21 protein-coding genes are annotated in these 23,158 nt (G+C 73.5%); 13 read left to right on the forward strand and 8 right to left on the reverse strand.

The features are described 5' to 3' along the window. Nucleotides 1-237: 237 nt before the first annotated feature. The 4 genes from ABZ567_RS23650 to ABZ567_RS23665 all read left to right on the forward strand — a co-directional run bounded on the left by ABZ567_RS23650 (nt 238) and on the right by ABZ567_RS23665 (nt 4,904). Complete coding sequence (locus ABZ567_RS23650) at nt 238-1,458, forward strand: cytochrome P450 (protein ID WP_360793077.1); 1,221 nt, start codon at nt 238-240, stop codon at nt 1,456-1,458. 16 nt (nt 1,459-1,474) lie between these two features. Beyond that, a complete protein-coding gene (locus tag ABZ567_RS23655; protein WP_360793079.1) occupies nt 1,475-2,062 on the forward strand; it encodes a cupin domain-containing protein in 588 nt (195 codons plus the stop codon). Nucleotides 2,063-2,171: 109 nt separating this feature from the next. Further along, a complete protein-coding gene (locus ABZ567_RS23660) occupies nt 2,172-2,948 on the forward strand; it encodes a GNAT family N-acetyltransferase (protein ID WP_360793081.1) in 777 nt (258 codons plus the stop codon). A 102-nt stretch (nt 2,949-3,050) separates the two neighbouring features. Further along, entirely contained in the window at nt 3,051-4,904 is a 1,854-nt protein-coding gene (locus ABZ567_RS23665) for a serine/threonine-protein kinase (protein WP_360793083.1), read from the forward strand. Between the two features lie 27 nt (nt 4,905-4,931). Here ABZ567_RS23665 and ABZ567_RS23670 read toward each other — a convergent pair whose 3' ends face one another. Continuing rightward, on the reverse strand, nt 4,932-5,747 hold the full coding sequence (locus tag ABZ567_RS23670) for a pentapeptide repeat-containing protein (RefSeq protein WP_360793085.1): 816 nt from the start codon (nt 5,745-5,747) through the stop codon (nt 4,932-4,934). A 373-nt stretch (nt 5,748-6,120) separates the two neighbouring features. Between ABZ567_RS23670 and ABZ567_RS23675 the strand changes: the two genes are divergently transcribed. After that, nucleotides 6,121-6,621 (forward strand): hypothetical protein, encoded by a 501-nt coding sequence (locus ABZ567_RS23675; protein ID WP_360793087.1) that lies wholly within the window; start codon nt 6,121-6,123, stop codon nt 6,619-6,621. Nucleotides 6,622-6,639: 18 nt separating this feature from the next. Further along, nucleotides 6,640-7,005 (forward strand): RNA-binding S4 domain-containing protein, encoded by a 366-nt coding sequence (locus tag ABZ567_RS23680; RefSeq protein ID WP_360793089.1) that lies wholly within the window; start codon nt 6,640-6,642, stop codon nt 7,003-7,005. Between the two features lie 60 nt (nt 7,006-7,065). Here ABZ567_RS23680 and ABZ567_RS23685 read toward each other — a convergent pair whose 3' ends face one another. From ABZ567_RS23685 to ABZ567_RS23695, 3 genes are all read right to left on the reverse strand, one after another. Then, complete coding sequence (locus ABZ567_RS23685) at nt 7,066-9,264, reverse strand: terpene synthase family protein (RefSeq protein WP_360793091.1); 2,199 nt, start codon at nt 9,262-9,264, stop codon at nt 7,066-7,068. Nucleotides 9,265-9,423: 159 nt separating this feature from the next. Continuing rightward, a complete protein-coding gene (locus ABZ567_RS23690; protein WP_360793093.1) occupies nt 9,424-11,337 on the reverse strand; it encodes an N-acetylmuramoyl-L-alanine amidase in 1,914 nt (637 codons plus the stop codon). A gap of 345 nt (nt 11,338-11,682) precedes the next feature. Continuing rightward, the gene (locus tag ABZ567_RS23695) at nt 11,683-12,810 is read right to left on the reverse strand and encodes an aminoglycoside phosphotransferase family protein (protein WP_360793095.1); all 1,128 of its coding nucleotides are present in this window, start codon (nt 12,808-12,810) and stop codon (nt 11,683-11,685) included. A 233-nt stretch (nt 12,811-13,043) separates the two neighbouring features. On the opposite strand from ABZ567_RS23695, the gene ABZ567_RS23700 reads away from it, so the two are divergent. Beyond that, the gene (locus ABZ567_RS23700) at nt 13,044-14,537 is read left to right on the forward strand and encodes a hypothetical protein (protein ID WP_360793097.1); all 1,494 of its coding nucleotides are present in this window, start codon (nt 13,044-13,046) and stop codon (nt 14,535-14,537) included. 78 nt (nt 14,538-14,615) lie between these two features. On the opposite strand, the gene ABZ567_RS23705 is transcribed toward ABZ567_RS23700, so the two are convergent. After that, on the reverse strand, nt 14,616-16,088 hold the full coding sequence (locus ABZ567_RS23705; RefSeq protein ID WP_360793100.1) for a SpoIIE family protein phosphatase: 1,473 nt from the start codon (nt 16,086-16,088) through the stop codon (nt 14,616-14,618). 316 nt (nt 16,089-16,404) lie between these two features. On the opposite strand from ABZ567_RS23705, the gene ABZ567_RS23710 reads away from it, so the two are divergent. The 3 genes from ABZ567_RS23710 to ABZ567_RS23720 all read left to right on the forward strand — a co-directional run bounded on the left by ABZ567_RS23710 (nt 16,405) and on the right by ABZ567_RS23720 (nt 19,059). After that, nucleotides 16,405-17,406, forward strand: coding sequence for a hypothetical protein (locus ABZ567_RS23710; RefSeq protein WP_360793225.1), 1,002 nt, complete (start codon nt 16,405-16,407; stop codon nt 17,404-17,406). A 93-nt stretch (nt 17,407-17,499) separates the two neighbouring features. Then, entirely contained in the window at nt 17,500-18,024 is a 525-nt protein-coding gene (locus ABZ567_RS23715) for a GNAT family N-acetyltransferase (RefSeq protein WP_360793102.1), read from the forward strand. Nucleotides 18,025-18,120: 96 nt separating this feature from the next. Continuing rightward, nucleotides 18,121-19,059, forward strand: coding sequence for a carbohydrate kinase (locus tag ABZ567_RS23720; protein ID WP_360793104.1), 939 nt, complete (start codon nt 18,121-18,123; stop codon nt 19,057-19,059). Here the strand turns inward: ABZ567_RS23720 and ABZ567_RS23725 are convergent. Together ABZ567_RS23725 and ABZ567_RS23730 are read right to left on the reverse strand one after the other, a co-directional pair. Further along, nucleotides 19,037-20,326 (reverse strand): bifunctional GNAT family N-acetyltransferase/ATP-binding protein, encoded by a 1,290-nt coding sequence (locus ABZ567_RS23725; protein WP_360793106.1) that lies wholly within the window; start codon nt 20,324-20,326, stop codon nt 19,037-19,039. The two genes, ABZ567_RS23720 and ABZ567_RS23725, sit on opposite strands and share 23 nt — an antisense overlap. Before the next feature lie 228 nt (nt 20,327-20,554). Next, a complete protein-coding gene (locus ABZ567_RS23730) occupies nt 20,555-20,992 on the reverse strand; it encodes an SPW repeat protein (RefSeq protein WP_360793108.1) in 438 nt (145 codons plus the stop codon). 226 nt (nt 20,993-21,218) lie between these two features. On the opposite strand from ABZ567_RS23730, the gene ABZ567_RS23735 reads away from it, so the two are divergent. The 3 genes from ABZ567_RS23735 to ABZ567_RS23745 all read left to right on the forward strand — a co-directional run bounded on the left by ABZ567_RS23735 (nt 21,219) and on the right by ABZ567_RS23745 (nt 22,668). Further along, the gene (locus tag ABZ567_RS23735; RefSeq protein ID WP_360793110.1) at nt 21,219-21,587 is read left to right on the forward strand and encodes a cupin domain-containing protein; all 369 of its coding nucleotides are present in this window, start codon (nt 21,219-21,221) and stop codon (nt 21,585-21,587) included. Between the two features lie 128 nt (nt 21,588-21,715). Further along, complete coding sequence (locus ABZ567_RS23740) at nt 21,716-22,225, forward strand: DinB family protein (RefSeq protein WP_360793112.1); 510 nt, start codon at nt 21,716-21,718, stop codon at nt 22,223-22,225. 95 nt (nt 22,226-22,320) lie between these two features. Further along, a complete protein-coding gene (locus ABZ567_RS23745) occupies nt 22,321-22,668 on the forward strand; it encodes a nuclear transport factor 2 family protein (RefSeq protein WP_360793227.1) in 348 nt (115 codons plus the stop codon). On the opposite strand, the gene ABZ567_RS23750 is transcribed toward ABZ567_RS23745, so the two are convergent. After that, a complete protein-coding gene (locus ABZ567_RS23750; protein WP_360793114.1) occupies nt 22,659-23,021 on the reverse strand; it encodes a hypothetical protein in 363 nt (120 codons plus the stop codon). The genes ABZ567_RS23745 and ABZ567_RS23750 overlap by 10 nt on opposite strands. Nucleotides 23,022-23,158 lie beyond the last annotated feature (137 nt).

Genomic DNA, 23,158 nt, shown 5'->3' on the forward strand with positions numbered 1-23,158 from the left:
GGGCCCGGGGACGGCCCGCCTCCGGGGCGGGGAAGGCTGGATCAGCCGAGGTCCGCCCGGTCTCGGTCCCGCCGCCCCGGCCCGGACGGCGGCCCGCCCGCGTGCCCGGACGAAAGTGAACGTCATGCCCGACCCGCACCGCCCCGCCCTCACCTCTCCCCACCCGCAGCGGCGCCCCGCCGCCACCGCTCCCGACCCGTACCGCCCCGCCCTCACCTCTCCCGAGGGGACGGCCTCGTGACCGCCGCCACCGCCACCGACGCCGACACCCCCCAGGTCCACTTCTGGGCCGTGCCCGACCTCACCGGCCTCGACTTCGACCCGCTGCTCGCCAAGCTGCTGCACGAGGACCCCGTCAGCCGGGTCCGGCTGCCCCACGGCGAAGGCCACGCCTGGCTCGTCACCCGGTACGAGGACGTCAAGTTCGTCTCCGTCGACCCCCGCTTCAGCCGCCAGGCCGTCTGGGGCCGTTCCATCACCCGGGTCGCCCCCCACTTCATCCCGATGGAAGGCGCCGTCGGCTTCGCCGACCCGCCGGACCACACCCGGATGCGACGCGTCGTCGCCCGCGCCTTCAGCGCCCGCGCCCTGCGCGCCCTGCGCGACCACGCCCAGGACGTCATGGACCGGCTCCTGGACCGCGTCGAGGAGCACGGCGCGCCCGCCGACCTCATGGAGCTCGTCAACCGGCCGTTCCCGCTCGCCATGGTCAGCGAACTCATGGGGGTGCCCGAGGGCGACCAACCGCTCATGGCCCGCTGGTCCGACACCATCATCTCCGCCGCCGCCGGCCGAGAGGCCAGCGAACAGGCCAAGGCCGACATGGGCCGCTACTTCACCGAGCTCATCGGCCGCACCCACGGCACCGGCAAGGAGACCCTCGCCGCCGTCCTCGCCGACGCCGTCGACGACGACACCCTCACCGAACACGAGGCCGTCGGACTCGCCGTCCTCATCCAGATCGGCGGCGCCCACGCGGTCCGCAACAACAGCGCCAACATGGTGTACGCGCTGCTCACCCACCCCGAGCACCTCGCCCGGCTGCGCGCGGAACCCGCACTGATTCCGCAGGCCGTCGACGAACTGCTCCGCTACATCCCGCACCGCAACGCCGTCGGCCTCTCCCGGATCGCCCTGGAGGACGTCGAGGTCGGCGGGGTCACCATCCCGGCCGGCGACCCGGTCTACGTGTCCTACCTGACCGCCAACCGCGACCCCGCCGTCTTCCCCGACCCGGAACGGCTGGACTTCGACCGCGGCTACAACCCGCACGTCGCCTTCGGACACGGCCCCCACTACTGCCCCGGCTCCGCGCTCGCCCGTATCGAGTCCGAGATCCTCGTCGACTCCCTGTGGACCCGCTTCCCGAACCTGCGGCTCGCCGTGCCCGAGGACCAGATCCGCTGGCAGCGCGGAGCCCTCATCCGCGGCCCCGAGACCCTCCCGGTCGCCTGGTGAGAGGAACCCGCACACCGTGACAGCCACCGCGATCGGACCGGGCGGCGGCCTCATCGTGCCGCCCGGCCACGGCAAGACCCTCACCACCGCCGCCCAGCACGTCACCTTCAAGGTGACCGGCGAGCACTCCCGTACCGCCTCCACCTTCGAGGTCGTCGTGCCGCCCGGCTTCGACGTCGGCGCCCACGCCCACGGGCACAGCGAGGAACTCTTCTACGTCCTGGAGGGGGAACTCGACGTCCTCGCCTTCGAACCGCTCGTCCGCACGAAGGACAGCTGGCGGGAATGGGAGTCGTCCTCCGGGCAGCGGGCGGTGCGGGCGACCCCCGGAACCCTGATCCTGGTGCCGCCCGGCTGCCCGCACGCCTTCGCCAACCCCACCGGGGACCCCGTGCGCATGCTCTTCCAGGCCTCCCCGCCGCCCGACCACGAGCGGTACTTCGAGGAACTCATGGAGATCCTCGCCTCGGGCGGAGAGGTCGACCACCAGGCCATCGAACGGCTCCGGATCCGCTACGACATCGAACAGATCACCCCGCTCCGGCACGACGCGGGAACGACCGGCTCGCCGTCCGTGCCCGCCAAGGCGACCCCCGCCCCGTGACCGCGCGGGGACCACGGCCCGGCCGGTCCCGGCCGGGCCCTCGCCTTCACCGTCCCGACCGGCGGAAATCCCCTTGCCCGGGGCCGGACACGATGCTGGAGTGACCCCCATGGAACCCCAGCGCCTGCGCGACCTGTACGACCGTCAGCTCCGGTACGGGGCCCGTCCCGAGGGCCCCGGCTGCCGGGTCGAACGCCTCGGTGACGTCGTCCGCCAGACCGGACCGGCGCACGCCTGGAACGGCGTTCTCTGGTCCCGGCTCGACGCCTCCGCCGCCGACCGGGCCATCGCCGAACAGATCGACCACTACCGCACCGCGGGCCTGTCCTTCGAGTGGAAGCTGTACGCCCACGACACCCCCGCCGACCTCGGCGAGCGGCTCCTCGCCGCCGGCTTCACCGCCGAGGCCCCCGAGACCCTGATGGCCGCCGAAGCCGCCTCACTGCCCCTGGACGCACCGCTCCCCGAAGGCGTCGAACTCCGCCCGGTCACCGACGAGGCCGGGGTACGCCAGGTGGTCGAGGTCCACGAACGCGCCTTCGGCACCGACAGCACCCACATCGGCCGCCGGCTCCTCGACCGCCTCGCGGCCGACCCCGACACCGTCACCGCCGTCGTCGCCCTCGCGGCCGGCGAACCCGTCAGCGCCGCCCGCCTCGAACTCTGCCCCGGCACCGACTTCGCCGGACTCTGGGGCGGCGGCACCGTCGAGAGCTGGCGCGGCCGCGGCCTCTACCGCGCCCTCGTCGCCCACCGCGCCCGCCTCGCGGCCGAACGCGGCCACCGCTACGTCCAGGTCGACGCCGCCGACACCAGCCGCCCCATCCTCCAGCGGCTCGGCTTCCTCACCCTCTCCACCACCACCCCCCACACGTACGCCGCATAGGCCGGGCGCGGCGCCGCCGGTCGTCCTCGCGTCGGGCAGGGCGACCGCACGACGGTAGGGTGCCGTGCGGCAACAGAGGTCAGCGTGGGGAGACATGAGTACATGAGCGGTCAGCAGCCGGGTACAGGCGGCGCGGGCGAGATCTTCCACCCGCTCGCGGCGGACGACCCCACCACGGTCGCGGGATACCGGCTGGCCGCCAAGCTGGGGGCGGGCGGCATGGGAAAGGTGTACCTGTCGTACACGCCCGGTGGCCGGCCCGTGGCGATCAAACTGATCCGCCCCGAGTTCGGCGAGGACGCGGAGTTCCGCCGCCGCTTCGCCCAGGAGGTGCGTTCCGCGCAGCGCGTGCAGGGGCTCTTCACCGCGCCCGTGATCGACGCCGACCCCGACGGCGCCCAGCCCTGGCTCGCCACCGCCTACGTCCCGGGCCCGTCCCTCGCCGACGCGGCCGTCGCCCACGGGGCGCTCCCCGTGGATACCGTGCTGCTGCTCGTCGCCGGGATGGCCGAGGCCCTGCACGTCATCCACGGCGCCGGGATCGTCCACCGCGACCTCAAGCCGTCCAACGTGCTGCTCGCCTCCGACGGGCCCCGGGTCATCGACTTCGGCATCGCCCACGCGGCCGACGCGACCTCGCTCACCGGCAGCGGCGTCACCATCGGCACCCCGTCGTTCATGGCTCCCGAGCAGGCCGCGGGCCGCAAGGTGACCCCGGCGACGGACATCTTCGCGCTCGGACAGGTCGCGGCCTACGCGGCGACGGGCGTCCCCGCGTTCGGCGAGGGCACCTCGCACGCCGTGCTCTACCGCATCGTGCACGAGCAGCCGGACCTCGGCGCGGTGCCGGAGCGGCTGAGCGAGCTGGTCACCCGTTGCCTCGCGAAGGACCCCGAGGCGAGGCCGACGCTCGCCGAGATCATCAGCCTCTGCCAGGAGGCGAACGCGGCGACGGTGCTCCGCCGCCCCGAGGACTGGCTTCCGGCCCCCGTGTCCGCCGACATCACGGCGCGGGCGGCGGCCCCCGCACCCGTCCAGACCCCGCCTCCCCCAGCGGCCGCCCCCGCGGCCGGCTACTCACCCACCGCTCCGTCGGGCCCGCCCCCCGGCTACGCCCCCACCGCCACCGCGGGACCGACCGCGCCCGTCGCTCCGGCCCCGCCGCCCGGCCCGCCCGGCGTCCTCCGGCCTCCCCTCGGGCAGCAGCCCGGGCCGTACCGCACGCCTCCACCCCAAGCGGCGCCGGTGCACGCCGCGTACGCGCCGACGCAGGGGCCCGTCCCCACGCCGTACCAGCACCTCGGCGGCCCGGGCGGGCAACCGCCCACGGCGACCGGCGCCTCGCGGGGCCGGGCCGGGCGAGGACTGCTGGTCGCCGTCGCCGCCGTACTCGCCTTCGGCGCGGTGGGCGGTGTGACGGCGTACGCCCTGCTGAAGGACAAGGGGCAGGGGACCACGGCGAACGGCGACAAGCCGGGCGGCGCCCCGTCGAACAGCCAGAGCGGAGGGACGACACCCGGCACCACCGGCAGCACGCCGAGTGCCAGGGCCTCGACCGGCACCGACCCGCAGCCCGCCGACTACAAGAGCGTCAACCTCACCGCCGGCTACCACCTGACCCTCGGCGACGACACCGTGCGACCCCAGGACGGTGAGGACGGCGGGTACGAACTCTCCTACGACACCGGCGGGTACCTCGACGCGGAGGTCACCGGCGGCAGCCTGGTACTCCTCGACCCGGGGCAGGAGGGCTCCCTCGCCGTGTGCCGCGCGGAGACCCGCTTCACCCAGAACGTCTACGTGAACAAACTGTCCACGGGCCGGCAGATCTGCGTCACGACCGGCACCGGACACCTGGGACTCGTCACGGTCAAGGGCATCTCCCCGGAGGACTCGCCCAGCACTTACCTGACGCTCGACGTCACGGTCTGGCGGAACGCGGCGGCCTCCTCCTAGGCCTCCCAGGTAGGAGGCGGGGGACGGTCAGACCGTCCAGTGCGCGGGGCGCTCGAATCCCTCCGGGACCCGGGTGTCGGCGTTCCCGCGCGCCGCGTTCAGCTGGGGCTGCGTCAGGAAGAGGGCGCCGGTCAGATCCGCCCCCGACAGATCGGCGTCGCGCAGGTCGGCGCCGATCAGATCCGTGAGCGACAGATCCGCCCCCGTGAGATCGGCGGCGATGAGCAGCGCCCCCCGCAGGTCGGTGCCGCGCAGCCGCGCCCCGCGCAGCCGCTTCCCGACCAGGTCCGCGCCGCGCCGGCTCCTCGGCTTCCCGCCGGCCGTCGCGCGGACCAGCTCACTCGTCCGCAGGAGCAGCCAATTCACATCGGCGCGCACCTCGGGCACACGCAGCTGCTCCAGCGTGTCCGCCGAGGCACGGGTGAGCGCCTCGACACGGTCGAGCGCGCCCCTCAGATCGGCGTGGACCGGCCCGGCCGCCGGCCGGTCCAGCGCCTCGGTGAGGTAGCGCAGCAGCTCGTGGAGCTGGCGCATCACATAGAACACGTCGAACATCCGGCTCGTGGTCTCCGGCGCCTCGCGCCAGGACACCCCGCCGAAGGTCACCTGGGAGACCTGCTGGCCCGCGCCGAAGCAGTCGTACACCGTGCAGCCCTGGAAGCCGCTGGGCCGCAGCCGGGTGTGGATGCCGCAGCGGAAGTCCTCCCGGAGGTTCCGGCAGGGCTCACCCGGCGGCTTGTCCACGGCGAAGTCGGCCGACTTCGCGAAGGGCAGCGCCACACAGCACAGGCCGAAGCAGTTCGCGCAATCTCCGCGCAGCGCGGGTTCCCGGGTCTCGGACACGGTGACACGGTTCCTTCGCTGGTCGGGGACGGTCCGTCCACCGTATCGCGCTCTCGCTGGAACCGATGGCGAGGATCGTCCGGCGGCCCGACGCCGTCGGGGCGCTCCAGACCACGTCCGTCCCGCGTCCGCGTCCACGGTCGCCATGTGCCCGAGGAGCACCCACCGCACCCCGTCCCGCCGGAAGAAGGTCCCGGCGGTCCTGGCGGGGCCGTCCAGGTCACCGTCCGTGACCGGGGCAGGGGCGTCGGCGGCCCCGCGCCACCGTGGTCCGGGAGTGCCGTACGGGGCCGCCCGATCCCGCCGAACCGGGGCAGCCTCCCGGAGCCGCCCGGCGCGTCGCGTCGCGCGCCCGGGCACGTACCATGGCCGTATGTCCTTCCTCCGCCGCCGTAGCGCCGCCACACCCGCGGGCCCGGACTTCGATGTCCTGGCCATGGACCCGGGGGACTGGCCCGGCAACCTCGGCGCCGGTCTGCTGCCCGCCCCCGACGGTTCCTGCCAGGGCGTCTTCCTCCGGTACGACCTGTTCGGCGGCCGGGGCCCCGCGATGATCATCGGCAATCTGCCGGAGGGCTCCCCGGCGCGCGAGCTCGCGGAGGGCCAGATCCCCTTCGAGGTGGCCCAGCTCCTCGCCGCCCTCGAGAACGACGAGCCGGTCGACGTCCTCGACGTCGAGGACGTCCCCGTGATGCAGGGCGACAACCTCCTGATCGTGCGCCGTCTCAAGCTCTCCGAGAGCCGTATCTCCTGCGTCCAGTTCGACCGCAGCGACAACGTCCTCGTGACGATCGCCAGTTGGGACCGGCCGATCACCGACGACCTGTACACGCTGCTCAAGCCCCTGCCCGCCGAGCTGTTCCAGCAGGGCTGACCGGGGGAGCGGGGGCCGATGAGCGCACGCGTCGACAGCTGGATCTGGGCGGTCCGGCTCACCAAGACCCGCTCCCAGGCCGCCTCGGCGTGCCGGGCCGGACACGTCAAGGTCAACGGCGATCGGGCCAAGCCCGCCCAGCCGGTGAAGCCCGGCGACGAGGTGAGGCTCTTCCACGGCGGCCGTGAGCGGATCGTCGAGGTCAAGGAGCTCCACACCAAGCGGGTGGGCCCGCCGGTCGCCGTCGAGGCGTACGTGGACAACAGCCCGCCCCCGCCGCCCCGCGAGCACGTGGCCGTCGCCGCCGTCCGCGACCGGGGAGCCGGACGCCCCACCAAGCGCGACCGCCGCGAACTCGACGAGCTGCGCGGCCGACGCCCCTGAGCCGCAGCGCCCGCGTGGGCCGTCCACGGGAACACCTCCCGTGGACGGCCCTCGCCGGTGTCAGCGCGTCGCGGATCCGATCACCGAGGCCACCCGCGCGGCCGCGGTGCCGAGCCCCGTCGGGCCACGCCCCAGCAGCGGTGTGCCGCTGCCGACATGGACGTCCTCCGCGCGGTAACGCCGCACCTTCCGGTGCCAGTTGAGGATGCCCGCGAGCCAGTCCTCCAGCTCGCCCAGATACGCCTCGAAGGCCGCCCGCCCCTTCTGATCGAGGCCGAAGTCCGCGTAGAGCACCGGCACTTCGGTCTCCTTCAGGTGCTCGTACTGGCGCAGCCGTCCGCGCATCAGGTCGTCGACCATCGCCGCCGCCGTCGGGTAGTCGCAGTCGAAGAACTTCTGCAGGACCAGCACGCCGTTGTGCACCTCGCCCTCGACCTCGATCTCCTTCTGGTACGAGAAGAGGTCGTTGAGGAGCGCCGCGTAGTCCGCAACCGAGTGCTCCAGGGCACGGACCGTGCCCGTCCGGTAGATCTCGGGCGGCAGGGCCTCGGTGTGCCGCAGTCGGCACAGCAGCATCGTCAGCTCGGAGCCGAACGTGGTCCGGCGCATCTCGATGTAGTCCACCGGATCGGGCACCCGGTGCTGGGCCTGGTTGTGCAGTTCCCACAGCCAGCTGTCCAGCATCGCGTCGAGCGCGGCCCTGAGCTGGGCCCGTGCCTCGGGACCCATCGGGCCGGACGTGCGCGCCCAGAGGTCGGCGAGCGAGACCTCCAGGGGATGGGAGGCGAGCGCCCGCCCGGCCGCCGGATCCTCCACCGACATGCACGACTTGAGCCGCTCGGTGAGCCGCTTCGCGCCCGCCAGGTCACGCGGCCGCCCGAAGACGAGGGGGTAGTAGTCGTCCCCGTACGTCCCCCAGGTCAGCCACTCGGCGCTGAGCTCCAGCTCCTCCAGGGTGGCGTCCGGGTCGAGCCCCGCCGAGCAGAGCGCGAGGTCGAAGCCGTCCATCATCGGACGGTCCCAGATGTCGTCCAGGAACCCCATCCGCTCCGCCCAGTCCTCGGAGCGCCGCTTCGCCTCCTGGTGGTGCGGGCTGAGCGTCAGCGGGTACGGCAGGTCGAACTCCGGCAGCAGCGAGGGCCCCACGCGCTGGTGCGGCACATGGGTGAGCGTCCGGAGCCTGGAGGCGGCCGGGCGCCCGAACAGGGTGCGGACGTCGAGGGCGGAGGTGCCGAGCACCCCGTCGAGCCGCGAGGGCACGGCGGCCATGCCCTCGTTCATGTACCGGCTGGAGCGCATGTGCCACTCATGGCCGCCGGACTGCCAGTCCTGCAGCCCCTTGGCGTACGCCACCACGGCCGCGCACTCCTCCGGGCCCAGGCCCTGCTCGGCGGCGAGCAGCGGAACCTCGGTCAGGGCCGTGTTCTCGAACTGCTGGAGCCGTGAGGTCAGCAGATCGTTGACGGCGTTCGCCGCCTCCTGGGTCGTACAGCCGAGGAACCGCTCCAGGACGAGGACGCCGTTGCTGTTCTCGCCCTCGTCCTCCACCTCGCGCTGGTACGAGAAGAGGTCGTTGCGCAGGTGCACGGCGTCGGAGAAGGCGTCCCTGAGGACGCGGAGCGGCCGGGAGTACGCCACCCGGTCGGGGACCTCGGCCCCCGCCGCGTACTCGACGAGCCCCGCCGACCAGGGCGCGCCGCCCACCTTGCGGCGCATCTCGATGTACTCGACGGGGTTGGCGACGCGCCCCCCGTTGATGTTGTCGAGCTCCCACAGCGACTCGTACAGCAGGTGCTCGGTCGCCTCGGCGAACCGCACCCGCCAGCCGTCGGACATCGAGGGAACGGTCCGCCGCCAGAGGTCGGCGAGCCCGGCCTCGACGGGGTTGGTGGGCTCGGGCATGCCCGTCGCCGGGTCGGCCGGCATGAACAGGGGCAGCCGGTCCAGGTACGCCTTGCTGCCCGCCCGGTCCTGGGTCCGCTTGAAGACCTCCAGGAAGTGGTCGTCGAAGAAGAACACCCAGGTGTACCAGTCCGTGACGAGGTCGAGGGCCTGCGCGTCGCAGTCGGGGTGGGTGTACGCGCAGAGCAGCGCGTAGTCGTGGGAGTCGAGGTCGTGCTGTTCCCAGACGCCCGAGCCCTCCAGCATCCCCATCTCCCGCGCCCAGTCCCGGGTGTGCGTGCGGGCGGTCTCCACGTGGGGATTGAGCCGAGCCGGATACGGAACATAGAAATCCGGCATGACGAAGGGCTGAGGCATGTGCGGAGGGGCCTTCCGGTGAGCAAGTGCTGTGTCCGGCCCACCTTTACCCGTCGTTCGTACGGCGCAGGCGATCTCTTGAATAGTCCTATGAACGCCGAAAGGGCGGTGCTGGAACGCTCCTCCGGCACCGCCCCGCGTCTTTCGGCCACGTCTCCGTCAGGCCCGGGAGACCCGCACGTCAGCCGCCTTCACAAAGGCCACCCGATGGCCGAACTGGATCTGGTAGTACTCCTCCTGGCCGCGCACGACCGTGTGCCCGCTGCTGTCGAACACCGGCGCGAAGTAGTACTCGCCCGGGGTCCGGCCCCCCACCACGTACCGCTGACCGGCGAGCAGCCGGTACGGCAGGGGCGACACCGCCTGCACCGGCACACCCGCCGGATACGCCGAGGCCTCCGGATAGGCCCGTCCGTACACCGGCACCGAGGCGAGACCCTCCCGGGGGGTCAGGACGAGCCCCCGCGCGTTCACCGCGGTCGGCTCCTTCCCCGGATTGTGGAACCACGCCTTCTGCCCCAGGTACCAGACCGCCGTCCAGTCGCCCCTGCGCTCCGCGACCGCGTAGCTCTGCCCCGTGGAGGCACGCGCCCCGGTGTCGTTGACCCCGGTCGTCGAGTCCTGACCGCCCGGCCGCAGACCGATGTCCTTCACCAGGGGCGCGTCGGCGCTCGGCGCGGTGTGCAGACGCACCGCCCCGCTCCCGTGCGGCGCACACGCCTGACCCGCCACCGCGCAGCCCGTGTACACCGGCTGATGGGCGCTGTACTCGGGCCGGATCGTCACCACCGCGGCGTCCGGCCCGGCGCTCGGTGTGATCGGACGGCCCAGGAGCCGGAAGTAGTGCGCCCAGTCCCAGTACGGCCCCGGGTCCGTGTGCATGCCCCTGATAGTGGACGTCACCGTGCCCGGCACGTTGTCGTGCCCCAGGACGTGCTGCCGGTCGAGCGGGATGTCGTAGCGCGCGGCGAGGTACCGCACGAGCCGCGCCGACGTCCGGTACATCGCCTCCGTGTACCAGGAGTCCGGCGAGGTGAGGAAGCCCTCGTGTTCGAGGCCCACCGACTTGGCGTTCAGGAACCAGTTGCCCGCGTGCCAGCCGACGTCCTTGAGCGGCAGGTGCTGGGCGATGTGCCCGTCGGAGGAGCGCAGCGAGTACTGCCAGGACACGTACGTCGGGTCCTGCACCAGCTTCAGGGTGACGTCCCAGACGGCCTCGGTGTCATGGATGACGATGTAGTCGATCGACTGGGAGGAGGGCCGTTCCGCCTTGTCGTGGTTGCCGTAGTCGCCGTCGCCGAACTCCTCGTACGGCGCGGGGATCCACTCGCAGGCCACCGAGCGCGGACACTCCACGGGGCCGGCGGCCGGCGGGCGCAGCCCGAGTGCGGTCACCTGCTCCGTGGCGGGCGCCACCGCGGGCGCGGCCGGGAGCGTCACCACCTGCCCGCTGTCCGTCGTCCGCGACTCCCCGCTCCGGATCAGGTCGAACACGTCGTTCGCGTACGTCGTCGCCGTAGCCGAGTCGTCCGCGCCGGAGTACCGCGCCACCGCCCCGTACCAGTCGGCCGGGTCCGTGCTCGCCGGCAGTCCGGCCTCCCGCTGTGCGGCGGCGAGCAGGACCGCCCCGCCCTCGATGTTCGCCGCCGCGTCGGTACGCAGCTCCTCGGCCGCGATCCCCGACAGCGCGGCCGCCCGCTCCAGGGTCCGCAGCCGCGGCGGCAGCGACTCCGCCGCCGGGACCGGCACCTCGGCGCCGGAACGCACCGCGCGCGAGGCGTCGCCGCGCGGATCCTCCTCACCCTCCGAGTGGTGCGGCGCGGCCCCGGCGAGGGCCGTCACGGCGTCCGTCAGATGCATCGGCCCGTACCCGCCGGTCACACTCGGCGCACCGCCGTGGCCGTCCCAGCGCGACTGGAGGTACGAGACGGCGAGCAGCACGCTCTCCGGGACGCCGTGGCGCGCGGCCGCCCGGGCGAACTGCCCCTGGAGGGATCCCGCGTCGGGCACGTCGGCACCGGCCGGAGGCGCGGCGGACAACAGCGGGAGCAGCAGGGCCGCGGACGCCAGCACGCCGACGGCTCTGGGCAGACGGGGGGACGGCGGACGTCCGAGGGACGCGGAACGGAGCAAGGCAGCCTCCAGGGGCGGGGGGTGACACGGGGCGTGCGGGACCGAACCCGTACAGGGGTATCGGCTCCCGGACGATCCGTCAATCACACCTCTCTGAAAGCAAGTTCGCACGTCAGAGCAGAAATGGAGGCCATTGGGAGGAGTTTCGCGGAGACGGGTCCCCGGCCTGGGACCCGTCAGTGGAGTGGACCACTGACCGCCGCGGCACAAGCCGGTGCGCCGCGTCCCGGTGTGTCGGCACCGGGCGCACGGCGCACCCCCCGTTTCGTCGGCCGGGCCCGTCCTTCAGCGCGTCCCGACCGCCGCGCGCACGGCCCGCCGTGCCATGGCGCAGTCGTCGTGCAGCCGCCTCAGGAGCAGCCGCTGTTCCTCACCGGGGGCGAGCGCCCCCGTGGGCACCGGCACGGAGCCGGCCGGCGGAGCCTCCTTCATGGTGCGCTGCACCGCCGTCTCATAGGTACGGATCTCCCGCGTCAGCACGATCATCAGGTTCACCAGGAAGGCGTCCCGGGACGCCGGGCCCGCCTGCTGGGCGAGCTGGCTGATCTGGCGCCTGGCGAGCGGCGCGTCGGCGAGCACCGCCCACAGCGTCGCCAGGTCGTACCCCGGGAGGTACCACCCCGCGTGCTCCCAGTCGACGAGGACCGGCCCCGTGGGGGAGAGGAGGATGTTGGGGAGCAGGGCGTCACCGTGACAGAACTGGCCCATGCCCTGACGGCCGCCCGCCTGCGCCAGACCGTGCAGCAGCTTCTGCAGGTCGTCCCGGTCCCGGTCGGTGAAGAGCCCGAGCTCGTGGTAGCGCGCGATCCGGGTGCCGTAGTCCAGCGGGGCGTCGAAGGTCCCGGCCGGCGGCCGCCAGGCGTTGAGCCGGGCGATCGCCCCGAGCACGGCCCGCACGTCGGCCCGGGGCGGCGCCTCGACGGGGTGGCGCGAGAGCGCCGCCGCCCGTCCGGGCATCCGTTCGATCACCAGCGTGCAGTTCTCCGGGTCCGCGGCGATCAGCCGGGGCGCCCGCACCGGCGGACGGTGGCGGACGAAGGAGCGGTAGGACGCTATCTCGTGCTGGAACCGCTCGACCCACGCGGGGGAGTGGTCCAGTAAACACTTCGCGACCGCCGTGGTCCGCCCGGTCGTGCCGACGATCAGTACGGAACGTCCGCTGCGCCGCAGCACCTGCACCGGGTTGAACTCCGGGCAGATGCGGTGGACCGAGGCGATCGCCCTCTTCAGCTGCGCCCCCTGCGGGCCCGAAAGGTCGATGCGTCCGCTGATCGGCTGGGTGCCGGTGCCGCCCGTCCAGCGCCGCGGCCGGACGGCCTGGGGCGCGGGAGCGAGGTAGGGTCCGGCACCGGCCGGGACGATGCGGTGCTGCGGCCGGGGCGGGGCGGACACGGAGGACGATGCTGTGTACATGGAGGTGACAGATCCCTTCGTGTGCCGACGAGTTGCGTGCGTCGCCCCGCCCGCCCCCGGTCCGCACCCTGGGGAATGAGGGCCGGTCGGCGGGGCGGGGTGGCGCGTTCCTACCTGACACCCGGGCGCGGGTGGCGGAACATCGGGCGCACCCTGGCGAACCCTGGCGAATAGTCGCCAGCCCTATGACAGGGGGTTACTGTCAACTCAGCCGAGAACCTGGGGGCTTAGACGTGACCGGACAAACCAACACCCGCCTGGCAGACCTGTTCGGCCTGGCCGGCTGGTCCAAGGGCGAACTCGCGAGACTCGTCAACCGGCAGGCGGCGGCCATGGGCCACCCCCAGCTGGCGACCGACACCTCGCGGGTCCGGCGCTGGATCGACCGCGGTGAGACGCCGCGCGATCCCGTCCCCCGGGTGCTGGCAGCACTGTTCACCGAGCGACTCGGCCGTGTCGTGACCATCGAGGACCTCGGGTTCGTACGACACGGGCGCTCAGGAAGACGGCAGGACGTCAGGAAGACGGAGAACCCTGACGGGCTGCCGTGGGCACCCGATCGTACGGCGGCGGTCCTCACCGAATTCACGGGAATGGACCTCATGCTCAACCGACGCGGCCTGGTGGGCGCGGGTGCCGCGCTTGCCGCCGGCTCCGTACTCAGCAACGCCATGCACGACTGGCTGCAGACCGACCCCTCACGCCAGTCCGCCCCCCAGCGGGCCACCGATCCCCTCCATGTCGATCCCGCCGGGTTCGACCGCTACGAAGCCGCCCCCATCGGGTCCCAGGAGATCGAGGCCCTGGAGGCCTCCGTGGAGGTGTTCCGCCGCTGGGACGCCTCCCGTGGCGGCGGTCTCCAGCGCAAGGCGGTGGTGGGCCAGCTCAACGAGGTGGGCGGCATGCTCGCCTACCGTCACGCCGACCACCTCCAGCGGCGCCTGTGGGGCGTCGCCGCCAACCTGGCCGTCCTCGCCGGCTGGATGTCGCACGACGTGGGCCTCGAACCCACGGCGCAGAAGTACTTCGTGATCGCCGCGCACGCGGCCCGCGAGGGCGGCGACCGGCCCCGGGCCGGCGAGGCACTGTCCCGAGCCGCCCGGCAGATGGTGCACCTGGGCAGGCCCGACGACGCCCTCGACCTGATGAAGCTGGCCAAGGACGGCTCGGGCGAACGGCTGCTGCCCCGGACCCGGGCCATGTTCCACACGATCGAGGCCTGGGCGCAGGCCTCGATGGGCCGCGGGCAGGCCATGCGCCGCACCCTCGGCGAGGCCGAGGAACTGTTCGTGTCCGACCGGCGCGACGAGAAGACTCCGAGCTGGATGCAGAACTTCGACGAGGCCGACATGCACGGCATGCAGGCCCTCGCCTACCGCACCCTCGCCGATCACGACCCGACCGCGGCCGTCCCCGCCCAGCGCCACGCCAGGCTGGCGATCGAACTGCGGCACGACGGCCACGACCGCTCGAAACTCTTCGACCACATCTCGCTCGCCTCGGCCTGCTTCATCGCCGACGACCCGGAGCAGGCCGACCGGTACGCCCGGCTCGCGCTGATGTCCATGGGGGAGACCTCGTCCCACCGCACCTGGGACCGGCTGCGGGAGATGTACCGGCTCACCGGGCAGTACGCCGGCTACACGAGGATCGAGCACCTGCGCCAGGAGATCGCGGAGGCCCTGCCGCAGTCCCCGGTCAACCGGCCGAGGGCGGGCCAGGCCTGAGCGGGGCCCCGGCCCCGAACGACCTCCGGACGAGGGCGCCCGCACGAGGGCGTCGGCAGGCGGACGTCGTCGGGAGCCTCAGCGGCCGACCCGGACCACCATCACACAGGCGTCGTCCTCGCGCGGCTCCTGCCCGAACTCCTCGACCACCGCGCGCACACCGTCCTGGGCGTCCCGCGCCCCGGCGAGCCGGTGGCCGAGGGCGAGCAGCCGTCGCGCGCCGGTGTCGTCGCCCGTACCGCTGCCACGGGTCAGTCCGTCGGTGTGCAGGACGAGCAGGTCGCCGGGGAGCAGCCGGGTCTCGGCCTCGCCGTACACCGCCCCGGTCGTCGCCCCGAGGAGCACCCCCTCGGGCCGACGGAGCACGTGCCCCGTCCCGTCGCGGAACAGCAGCGGGGCGGGGTGACCGGCCTGCGCCCAGGTCAGCGTCTGGGCGACCGGGTGGTAGCGGCAGCACATCGCGCTGCCGAGCGCGGGCTGCACGGAGGCGTCCAGGAGCTGGTTGAGGTGGGTCATCAGGGCGGCGGGGCGGATCCCGGCGACCGCCATCCCGCGCAGCGCGCCGAGCAGCATGGCCATCGAGGAGGTCGCGGCTACCCCGTGGCCCGTCAGGTCACCGACGGTGAGCAGCGCGTCCCCGTCGGGGAGGGCGAGCGCGTCGTACCAGTCGCCGCCGATGAGGCCGGTACTGGCGGCCGGGAGGTAGTGGGCCGCCACGTCGAGGGGGGCGGGGCCGTCGTGGGCGAAGCGGAGGGAGCCGCGCCACGGCGGGAGCACCGCCTCCTGGAGCTCGACGGCGACCCGGCGCTCGGTCTGCTCGATGTGCCGGCTGCGCTCCAGGGTGTCCCGGCTCTCCCTGACCGCCCGCTGTCCGCGCCGCAGTTCGCTGACGTCACGGAGGACCGCCCACATCGAGGCGGTGCAGCCGTCGGCGTCGAGGACGGGCTCGCCCGTCATGTGCACCGTGCGCACCCGCCCGTCGGTCCGGACGATCCGGAACTCGCCGTCGATCGGCTTGCCGTCGATCAGACAGTCCGTCACCAGGCCCTGCAGTACGGGCTGGTCCTCGGCGAAGACCATCGTGGGCATCTCGTCGAGCGACATCGGTCCGCTCTCGCGCGTACGTCCGAAGATCTGGAACAGCTCTTCGGACCAGCTGACCTCGTCGGTGAGCAGGTTCCATTCGGCGCTGCCGACGCGGGAGAGGAGCGAGCCGGTGCGCGCCGGCGGGATCTCGCCGTACGCGGTGCCGGGGTCGGTCGCGAGGCCCGTGTCGAGGACGGCCTCGGCGGCGCTGGGCTCCTGCGTGGTCTGCTCCGGGACGCCCGCCCGGAGCTGTCCCAACTGGGCGCCCAGGTCGTCGAGTTGGCTGACCGCCAGGTCGTAGAGGGCGCGCTGCCAGCGCTGCTGCGGGTCGTCGTCGTCCACCACGGCGTCCCGGCGTACGGCGACGAGGCCGCCGCGCAGACGGCGGGTCTGTGAGATCAGCGCGTCCACCGCGCCCGGCTCCGGCTGCTGGGCGGGACGGTCCGCGAACAGGGGGGACGGCATGTCGTACTCCGATACAGGCGCGGCACGGCCAGGCTGAGGTGAAAGGCAGGCCCGGATACGACTGTTGCACAGCCCGGGAGGGCTCGTAAGGGATTTGGCAACACTCGATCCGGTGGTGCTTCTGGCATATGTCAAAGGCCCGGCGATTACCGGCCAGGGGACGACGCGTTACGGTGCGGGGGTGGTGAACGACGACGGAATCGGCACGGTGGGCACGCGCACGGCGGCCACGGGCGGTGCGGGCACGGGAGCGGCGACGGGTACGACGGGCACCGCCTTTCTGCTCGCGGTGGCGCCCGCAGGGCGGGGGCGCGCCATGGACGCCGCCTCCGTCCTGCCGGCCCTCGCCGCCGTGCCGCCCGGGGTCCTCACCGGCACCACCACCGCCACCCTCGTCGAACTCGCCGATCCGCTCGACCCGCAGACCGTGCTCACCCGCCTGCGCGCCGCTGCGGCGAGCCCCGGTCCGCTGCTCGTCTGCCTCGCGGGGCAACTGCACCTCGACCGCCGCCAGCAACTGCCGCACCTGGCCCTCGCGCGCTCCACCCCCGCCACCCTCCGCTACACGGCGCTGCCCTGGCACTGGCTCGCCGGCGAACTCGCGGTACGGGCCCCCGGCACCACCACCGTCGTCGCCGACCTCGCGGCGGACCCCGAGGTGTGGCAGCGCCTCACCACCGCACCCGGCCTGCTCACCCTGGGGCCAGGACCGCACCTCTACGGGCGGGTGACCCCCGCCCCCCGGCGCGGTGAGCCCCTGGCCCCCGCCTATCTGCGGTCCTGGGCGGAGCTCTGGCGTTCCGGCGCGCGGCTCCCGTACGACACGCTCCACGCGGAGTCCGCCGCCCACGCCGCCACCCTCGCACCGGAGTCGCTCCTCCTCGCGCCCGCGCCCGCCCCGGCCGTGGAGCAGGACCCGCACCCCGCGATCCTGGCCGCGGCCACGGCCGGACGACACGGAGAGGCGGCGGCGGTGGCCGCGGCGTGGGAGCGCGAGGCCCTCCGCCGCCACGGACCCCGGTCCCCGGAGGCCGTCCACTGGACGGAGGTACGGGCCGACCTCGCCCGCCTCGCCGGGGAACCCGCCCGAAGCTGCGAACTGTGGCTCGCCGCCGCCGAGGCCCGGCTCGCACTGCGGCAGCCGGCGGACGACCCCGACGTCGAAGGAGCCGTGGACCGGGCCCACCACCAGTGGGAGCGTATCGGCGACCGGGCGCGGGCCCGCGCCCTCGGCCCCGCCCTCATCGCCCTGCGGCAGCGGGTCCCGGGCCGCCGCCCCGGCGCCCTGGCGGCGCTGACCCGCCGCATGGCCGACTGAGCACGGAACGCCCCGCCGCCCGTCGGCCGAAATGGCCCTGAGGCCGGGCGACTCGCCGCCGGCGGAGCCGTGGGCCCTGAGATGATCGGAGGCGTGGCCATCCCCCCGCACTCCGCCCCGGCTCCCGCGCCGACCGCGCCGGCCGGGTCGTTCAGCACCGGGCGCCTGCTTCTGCGGCCGGTCCAGGAAGCCGACCTGGACGCCGTGACCCGCCTGTGGACCGACCCCGTCGTACGGCGCCACCTCGGCGGCCCCGTCATCGAGTCCGTCATCCGGATCCGGCGGCGCCGGATCGTCGGGGCGCCCGGATTCCACGCCGTGGTCCGCTCCGAGGACGGCGTCGTGCTCGGCCTGGTCGCGGTGGAGCCGGACGCGCGGGGCGGGGAGACGGAACTGTCGTACCTGTTCCTGCCCGAGCACTGGGGGACGGGTTACGCGCGGGAGGCGGTCGGCGCCGTCGCCGAGAGGACCCTGGAGGGCACGCCGAGCGTCGTGGCCGTCACCCAGGAGGGAAACCGCCGCTCCCGCCGGCTCCTGGAGGCCATCGGCCTGCGGTACGCCGAGTCCTTCGTGGAGTGGGACGCCCACCAGGTGCTCTACCGGCGCCACCGGGCCTGACTCCACGGATCCCCGTCCCGGTGCGGCACGGGGCCGCGTACCATCTGCGGTTCGCCCCCGCCCCAGCAGGACGCCTACGACGAGGAGCTCCGACCCATGTCCTTCCTGGTGATCGGCGAGTGCGTCGCCGACATCGTCCGCGCCCCCGCCGGCTCGGGCGGCGCGGACCGGGTCCACCCGGGCGGCAGCCCCGCCAACGTCGCCTTCGGCCTCGGCCGCCTCGGCCGTGACGTCACCCTGCTCACGCAGCTCGCCGACGACCCCACCGGCCGGCTCGTCGGGGAGCACCTCACGGCGGCGGGCGTACGGGTGGAGGCCGGCGACGCCCCCGAGCGCACCCCGTCGGCGGTCGTCGGGCTCGACGCCCAGGGCACGGCCACGTACACCTTCGACATCGCCTGGACACTCACGGCGGGCGCACCGGCCGACCTCGTGCCCGCCCATGTCCACATCGGGTCGATCGCCGCCGTCACGGCCCCCGGCGCCGCCACCGTCCTCGCCGAGACCGAGCGGCTCAGGGCCCGGGCCACCGTCAGCTACGACCCGAACGTACGGCCCGCGCTGATGGGCGAGCACGGCGCGGCCGTCGCCCGCGTCGAGCGGTGCGTCGCCCTCAGCGACCTCGTGAAGGCCAGCGACGAGGACCTGGCGTGGCTGTACCCCGGCGAGGACCCGCGCACGGTCGCCGCCCGTTGGCTGACGCTCGGCCCGGCCGTCGTCCTGGTCACCCGTGGCGCGGCCGGCTCGCTCGCGGTCACCCGGCGCGAGACGGTCACCGCCGACGCGCCCCCGGTCGCCGTCGTCGACACCGTCGGGGCGGGCGACTCCTTCATGTCCGCCGTCCTCGACACCCTCGCCGGGCGGGGCCGGGAGGCTCTGGGCGGACTCGACGCCGACCACCTCGCGGAACTGCTGCGGACGGCGGGCGCGGCGGCGGCCGTGACCGTCTCGCGGGCCGGGGCCCTCCCGCCCGACCGCGCCGAACTGGACCTGGCCAGGGCGGAGTTCACCATCAGGTCCGGGCGTGTGTCGTGATGTCCGACGCGAACTGCTCGACCATATCCGGGGTCACCGTCGGACGGCACTCCCCGATGGCCTCCAGGTAGTCCGCGGTGCTCGCCCCCGGCGCCGGACCGTCACCGCCCCGCCCGCCGACGGCGAGCAGGTCCCGCTCGAACGAGGACTGGGCGGCGATCCGCGCCGCGTGCTCGATGTCGGCGGGCGTGAACAGCTCGCTCGCGAGCACCAGTTCGTCGATGTCGACGTCCGCGCGGCCGTCCGTGTACCGGGCCCAGATCGCGGCCCGCGCCGCCTTGTCCGGCGTACCGATGGGGATGAGGTAGTCGAAGCGCCCGGGGCGCAGGAAGGCCGGGTCGAGGGAACGGATCGAGTTCGTCGCGCAGACGAGCAGCCGCTCGTCCCGCTCGCGGAAGCCCGGTATCAGCTTGAGGAGTTCGTTGGTCACCCCGTGCATGCCGCCGGGCTGCGCGGGCTCCGAACGCACCGGGGCGATCTCCTCGACCTCGTCGATGAAGACGAGGACCCGTTCCAGCTCGGCGATCCGCGCGAACGCGGACCGCAGGGCCGCGGCGAGGTTCCCCTCGTCGGCCAGGCGGGACGGCAGGATCTCCACGAACGGCCAGCCGAGACGTGAGGCGATGCCGCGGGCGAACGTGGTCTTGCCGGTGCCCGGCGGGCCGAACAGGCAGACCGCGCGCGGCGGTCGCACCCCGTGTCGGCCGGCCCGTTCCGGCTCCGCGAGCGGCAGCACGACCCGGCGCTCGATCAGATCCTTCTCCCGCTCCATCCCGGCGACCTTGGCCCACAGGTCGCCGGGGAGCAGCCGGCCGCCCAGGTCGTCGAGGAGTCCGGCGGCCGGTCCGTGCAGCGGCTCCACCTTCTCGAAGTACGCGACGGCCGGCTGACGGGTGTACCCGGCGTTCAGGAGACCCTCACCGAGGAGTTCCTCCTCGGGCAGGACGTACGCGATCCGCCCGACCCGGGCGGCGACGAGCCGCCGCTCCAGCTCCACGAGGAGGGCGCTGGCGAGTCCACGGCCGCGCCAGGCCGAGGAGATCGCGATCCGCATGACCCACGCCCGTTCGCCGGACACACAGGCGAGCGCCGCCCCGATGGGCACGCCCTGGTGGACGGCGACCACGGCCGGCTGGCGCGTGGTCAGGGCCCCGATGCACTCGGCCAGGGAGAACACGGACTCCTGCCCGAGTTCGGCGGTGGTGTCGATCAGATGGACGACGGCGGCGAGATCGCTCTCGCGGTAGTCGTGGATGTGCCAGTTCACCGGTGGTGCCGCCCCTCGTTGGTGCCGTTGCGGCGAGGCTAGGCGCGGTCACGGACCCCGGTCGTGCGCCATCCTGCACAAGGCGGCGCGGTCGAACGCGCCGTACCGGCTCTATGCGTGCCCCGTGCGGCCCGGCATGCGGAAGGCCCCTGGAAGGAGTTCCTTCCAGGGGCCACGCAGTCGGCCGGGGCCGGCCTGCCTCCCTTCCGGGAGGGGTGATCAGAACGGTCACGTCCTCCTCTTGCTCATGAGCAGTCCGCCGGCCGTCAGGGAGAACAGGCAGACGCACGCACCGGTGATCACGTTGCTGAGGACGGTTCCGGTGTCGGGGCTCTGGCCGGCCACCCAAGGGGCGATGATCAGCCATGCGCCCATCAGCAGGACGACGAAGTTCAGGTCCTGCGACCGCTCCGGAACCATCGACATGCACAGGCCGAGGACCGCGAGGGCGATGCCGACGACCAGGTTGGTGACGGCCAATGCGGGCTGGGTCGCGGAGAAGTGGACCGTCCATGGGGAGATCGCGGCATAGACACCGGCGAGGATCACGAGTTCCTCGACTGCCGCGACACCTCGGGTTCCCAGCATGCGGGCATATCGGTCCCGCATCTCGGGCGCGTCCGGGTGTCCCGCGATGTCACCGGGACGGTGCGAAACGTCGGCCATACGACTCGCCTCCTTATGGCGTCCTGCACGTCTGACCGTTCGCGGCGAACGACACCGCTGTCTCATTGTGCGCTTATATGGCCTTTATGTGTAGATCTGTCCCTGACGAATACGCGCAAAACAGGGGTCGACCGTATGCGGGCCAGGCCGGGTGCGGTGGACGACGGCATCCCGGCGTAACCTGGAAGAGGACTCGGGGTCCGATCTCCACCGCCGGGAGCGGATGATGAGCGGGATCGTACGGAAAAGCTTCGACTCAGCGGACGAGACCCGTCCCTTCGAGGACGGCAAGGGCAGGCTCGACCTGATCACCAGCGGGAACGGTTCGGTCGGCCGTGCCGTGTTCGAACCGGGCTGGCAGTGGTCCGAGCACGTGAAGCCGATCGCCGGCACGGACAGCTGCCAGGCGGCGCACGTCGGTTACGTGGTCAGCGGCCGGATGAAGGTCGTCATGGACGACGGCGAGTCGACGGAGTTCGGCGCCGGGGACTTCATGGAGGTCACGCCCGGTCACGACGCCTGGGTGCTCGGCGACGACGCCTGCGTGGTCGTCGACTGGTCGGGCTTCGGCGACTACGCCAAGCCCACCGGCTGACGGGCGGCCCCCGGGGTGGCGTCGGCCGACGCCCCGGGAGGACCCCTGGCCGCCCGGCCGGGGCCACCCTGGTGGACGCCGTGGGAAACCCCGGGGCGTCCGGCGGCCGACGAGGGCACAATGCCCGCATGACCTTGCAAGATCACCGCACGCCCGTCCCGCACGCCGCGGGAGAACGCGCCACTCTCACGGCCATGCTGGACTTCCAGCGCGACACCCTCGCCCTGAAGTGCGCGGGACTCACGCCGGACCAGCTGCGGGAGCGGGCGATCCCTCCCTCGGGGCTCTCCCTCCTTGGACTCGTCCGTCACGCCGCCGAGGTCGAGCGCGGCTGGTTCCGCAACACCCTGGGAGGCGAGCGGAGCCGCAGCCCCTGGGCTCCGCCCGGCTCCACCGACCGGTTCGGCTTCGACGTGGACGGGGCCGACGTCGACGAGGCGTTCACCGTCTGGCGGGAGGAGTGCGCCCGCGCCCGCGCGATCGTGGACGCGGCCGAATCCCTCGACGTCACCGGGACCGGCGGGGAGGAGACGTACTCCCTGCGCTACGTCCTCGCCCACATGATCGAGGAGTACGCGCGGCACAACGGGCACGCCGACCTGCTGCGCGAACGCCTCGACGGCGCGACGGGGGAGTGAACGCCGTGAGCGTCCCCCAGGGGCACCCCCCGCATGCGCCGCAGACGTTCCGCGAGCCGGATGTCGCCGCGGCCGTCGCCGGTGAGCTGCGGCTCATGGACCCCGCGGTACGTGCCTCACGGACGCTCGCCGCCCCGCTGCTCGACCCGGAGTTCGTCGAGGTCGGCGCCTCCGGCCGGCGCTGGACCTACGAGGAGATGCTCGCCGGCCTGCCGGAGATGGCCGGCGGCACCGAGGGCGGTCCGCGTCACGAGCCGGAGGCATTCACCGGGGTCCTGCTCGCCCCCGGGGTCGTCCACCTCACCTACGAGACGCTCCTCGACGGCCGCAGGGTCAGGCGCAGCTCGCTCTGGCGCCGCGACCCGGGCGCCCCGGCCGGCTCGGGCCTGCGGATGTACTACCACCAGGGAACGCCCGCACCCGGAGCGGACCCTCACCCGTAGGCGTCCGTGACACAGTCGACCGCGCACCGCCGGTGCTCGAACCGGCGGCGCAGCGCCGCCGCCGCGTGCTGCCTCTCCACCACGGCGTACCCGTAGCGCTCCCGGACCGTCAGGACCACCGCCTCGACGGTGACGATCGCCGGTTCGCCCTCACCTGCGGACCGGCGCGCCGCCGCGATCACGACGTCGGCGGCGCGCCGCAGGTCGCGGGCGTACTCCCGCCGGGCCACCGACCGGGCGCGCGAGGCGGCGAACGGCCGTACCGCCCGCCCCTTCCAGACCGCGCCGGCGGTGATGAGCCCCGCCCCGATCACGACGACGATGAGAAATCCCCACACGTAGATGCCCCCCATATCGGCGACCGCCCTCCCCTTGCGCCGGGGCCCGGGTCAAGCCGTCCGATTCTAGAGTTCCCCACGGCGGATCCGAGGAGGTGACTGTCGTCGTTGACACGTGTAAATCGAGCGTGACACGCTCTTCTCCCGGCCCC

It is taken from the genome of Streptomyces sp. NPDC016459, from assembly GCF_040632845.1.
Classification (GTDB): domain Bacteria; phylum Actinomycetota; class Actinomycetes; order Streptomycetales; family Streptomycetaceae; genus Streptomyces.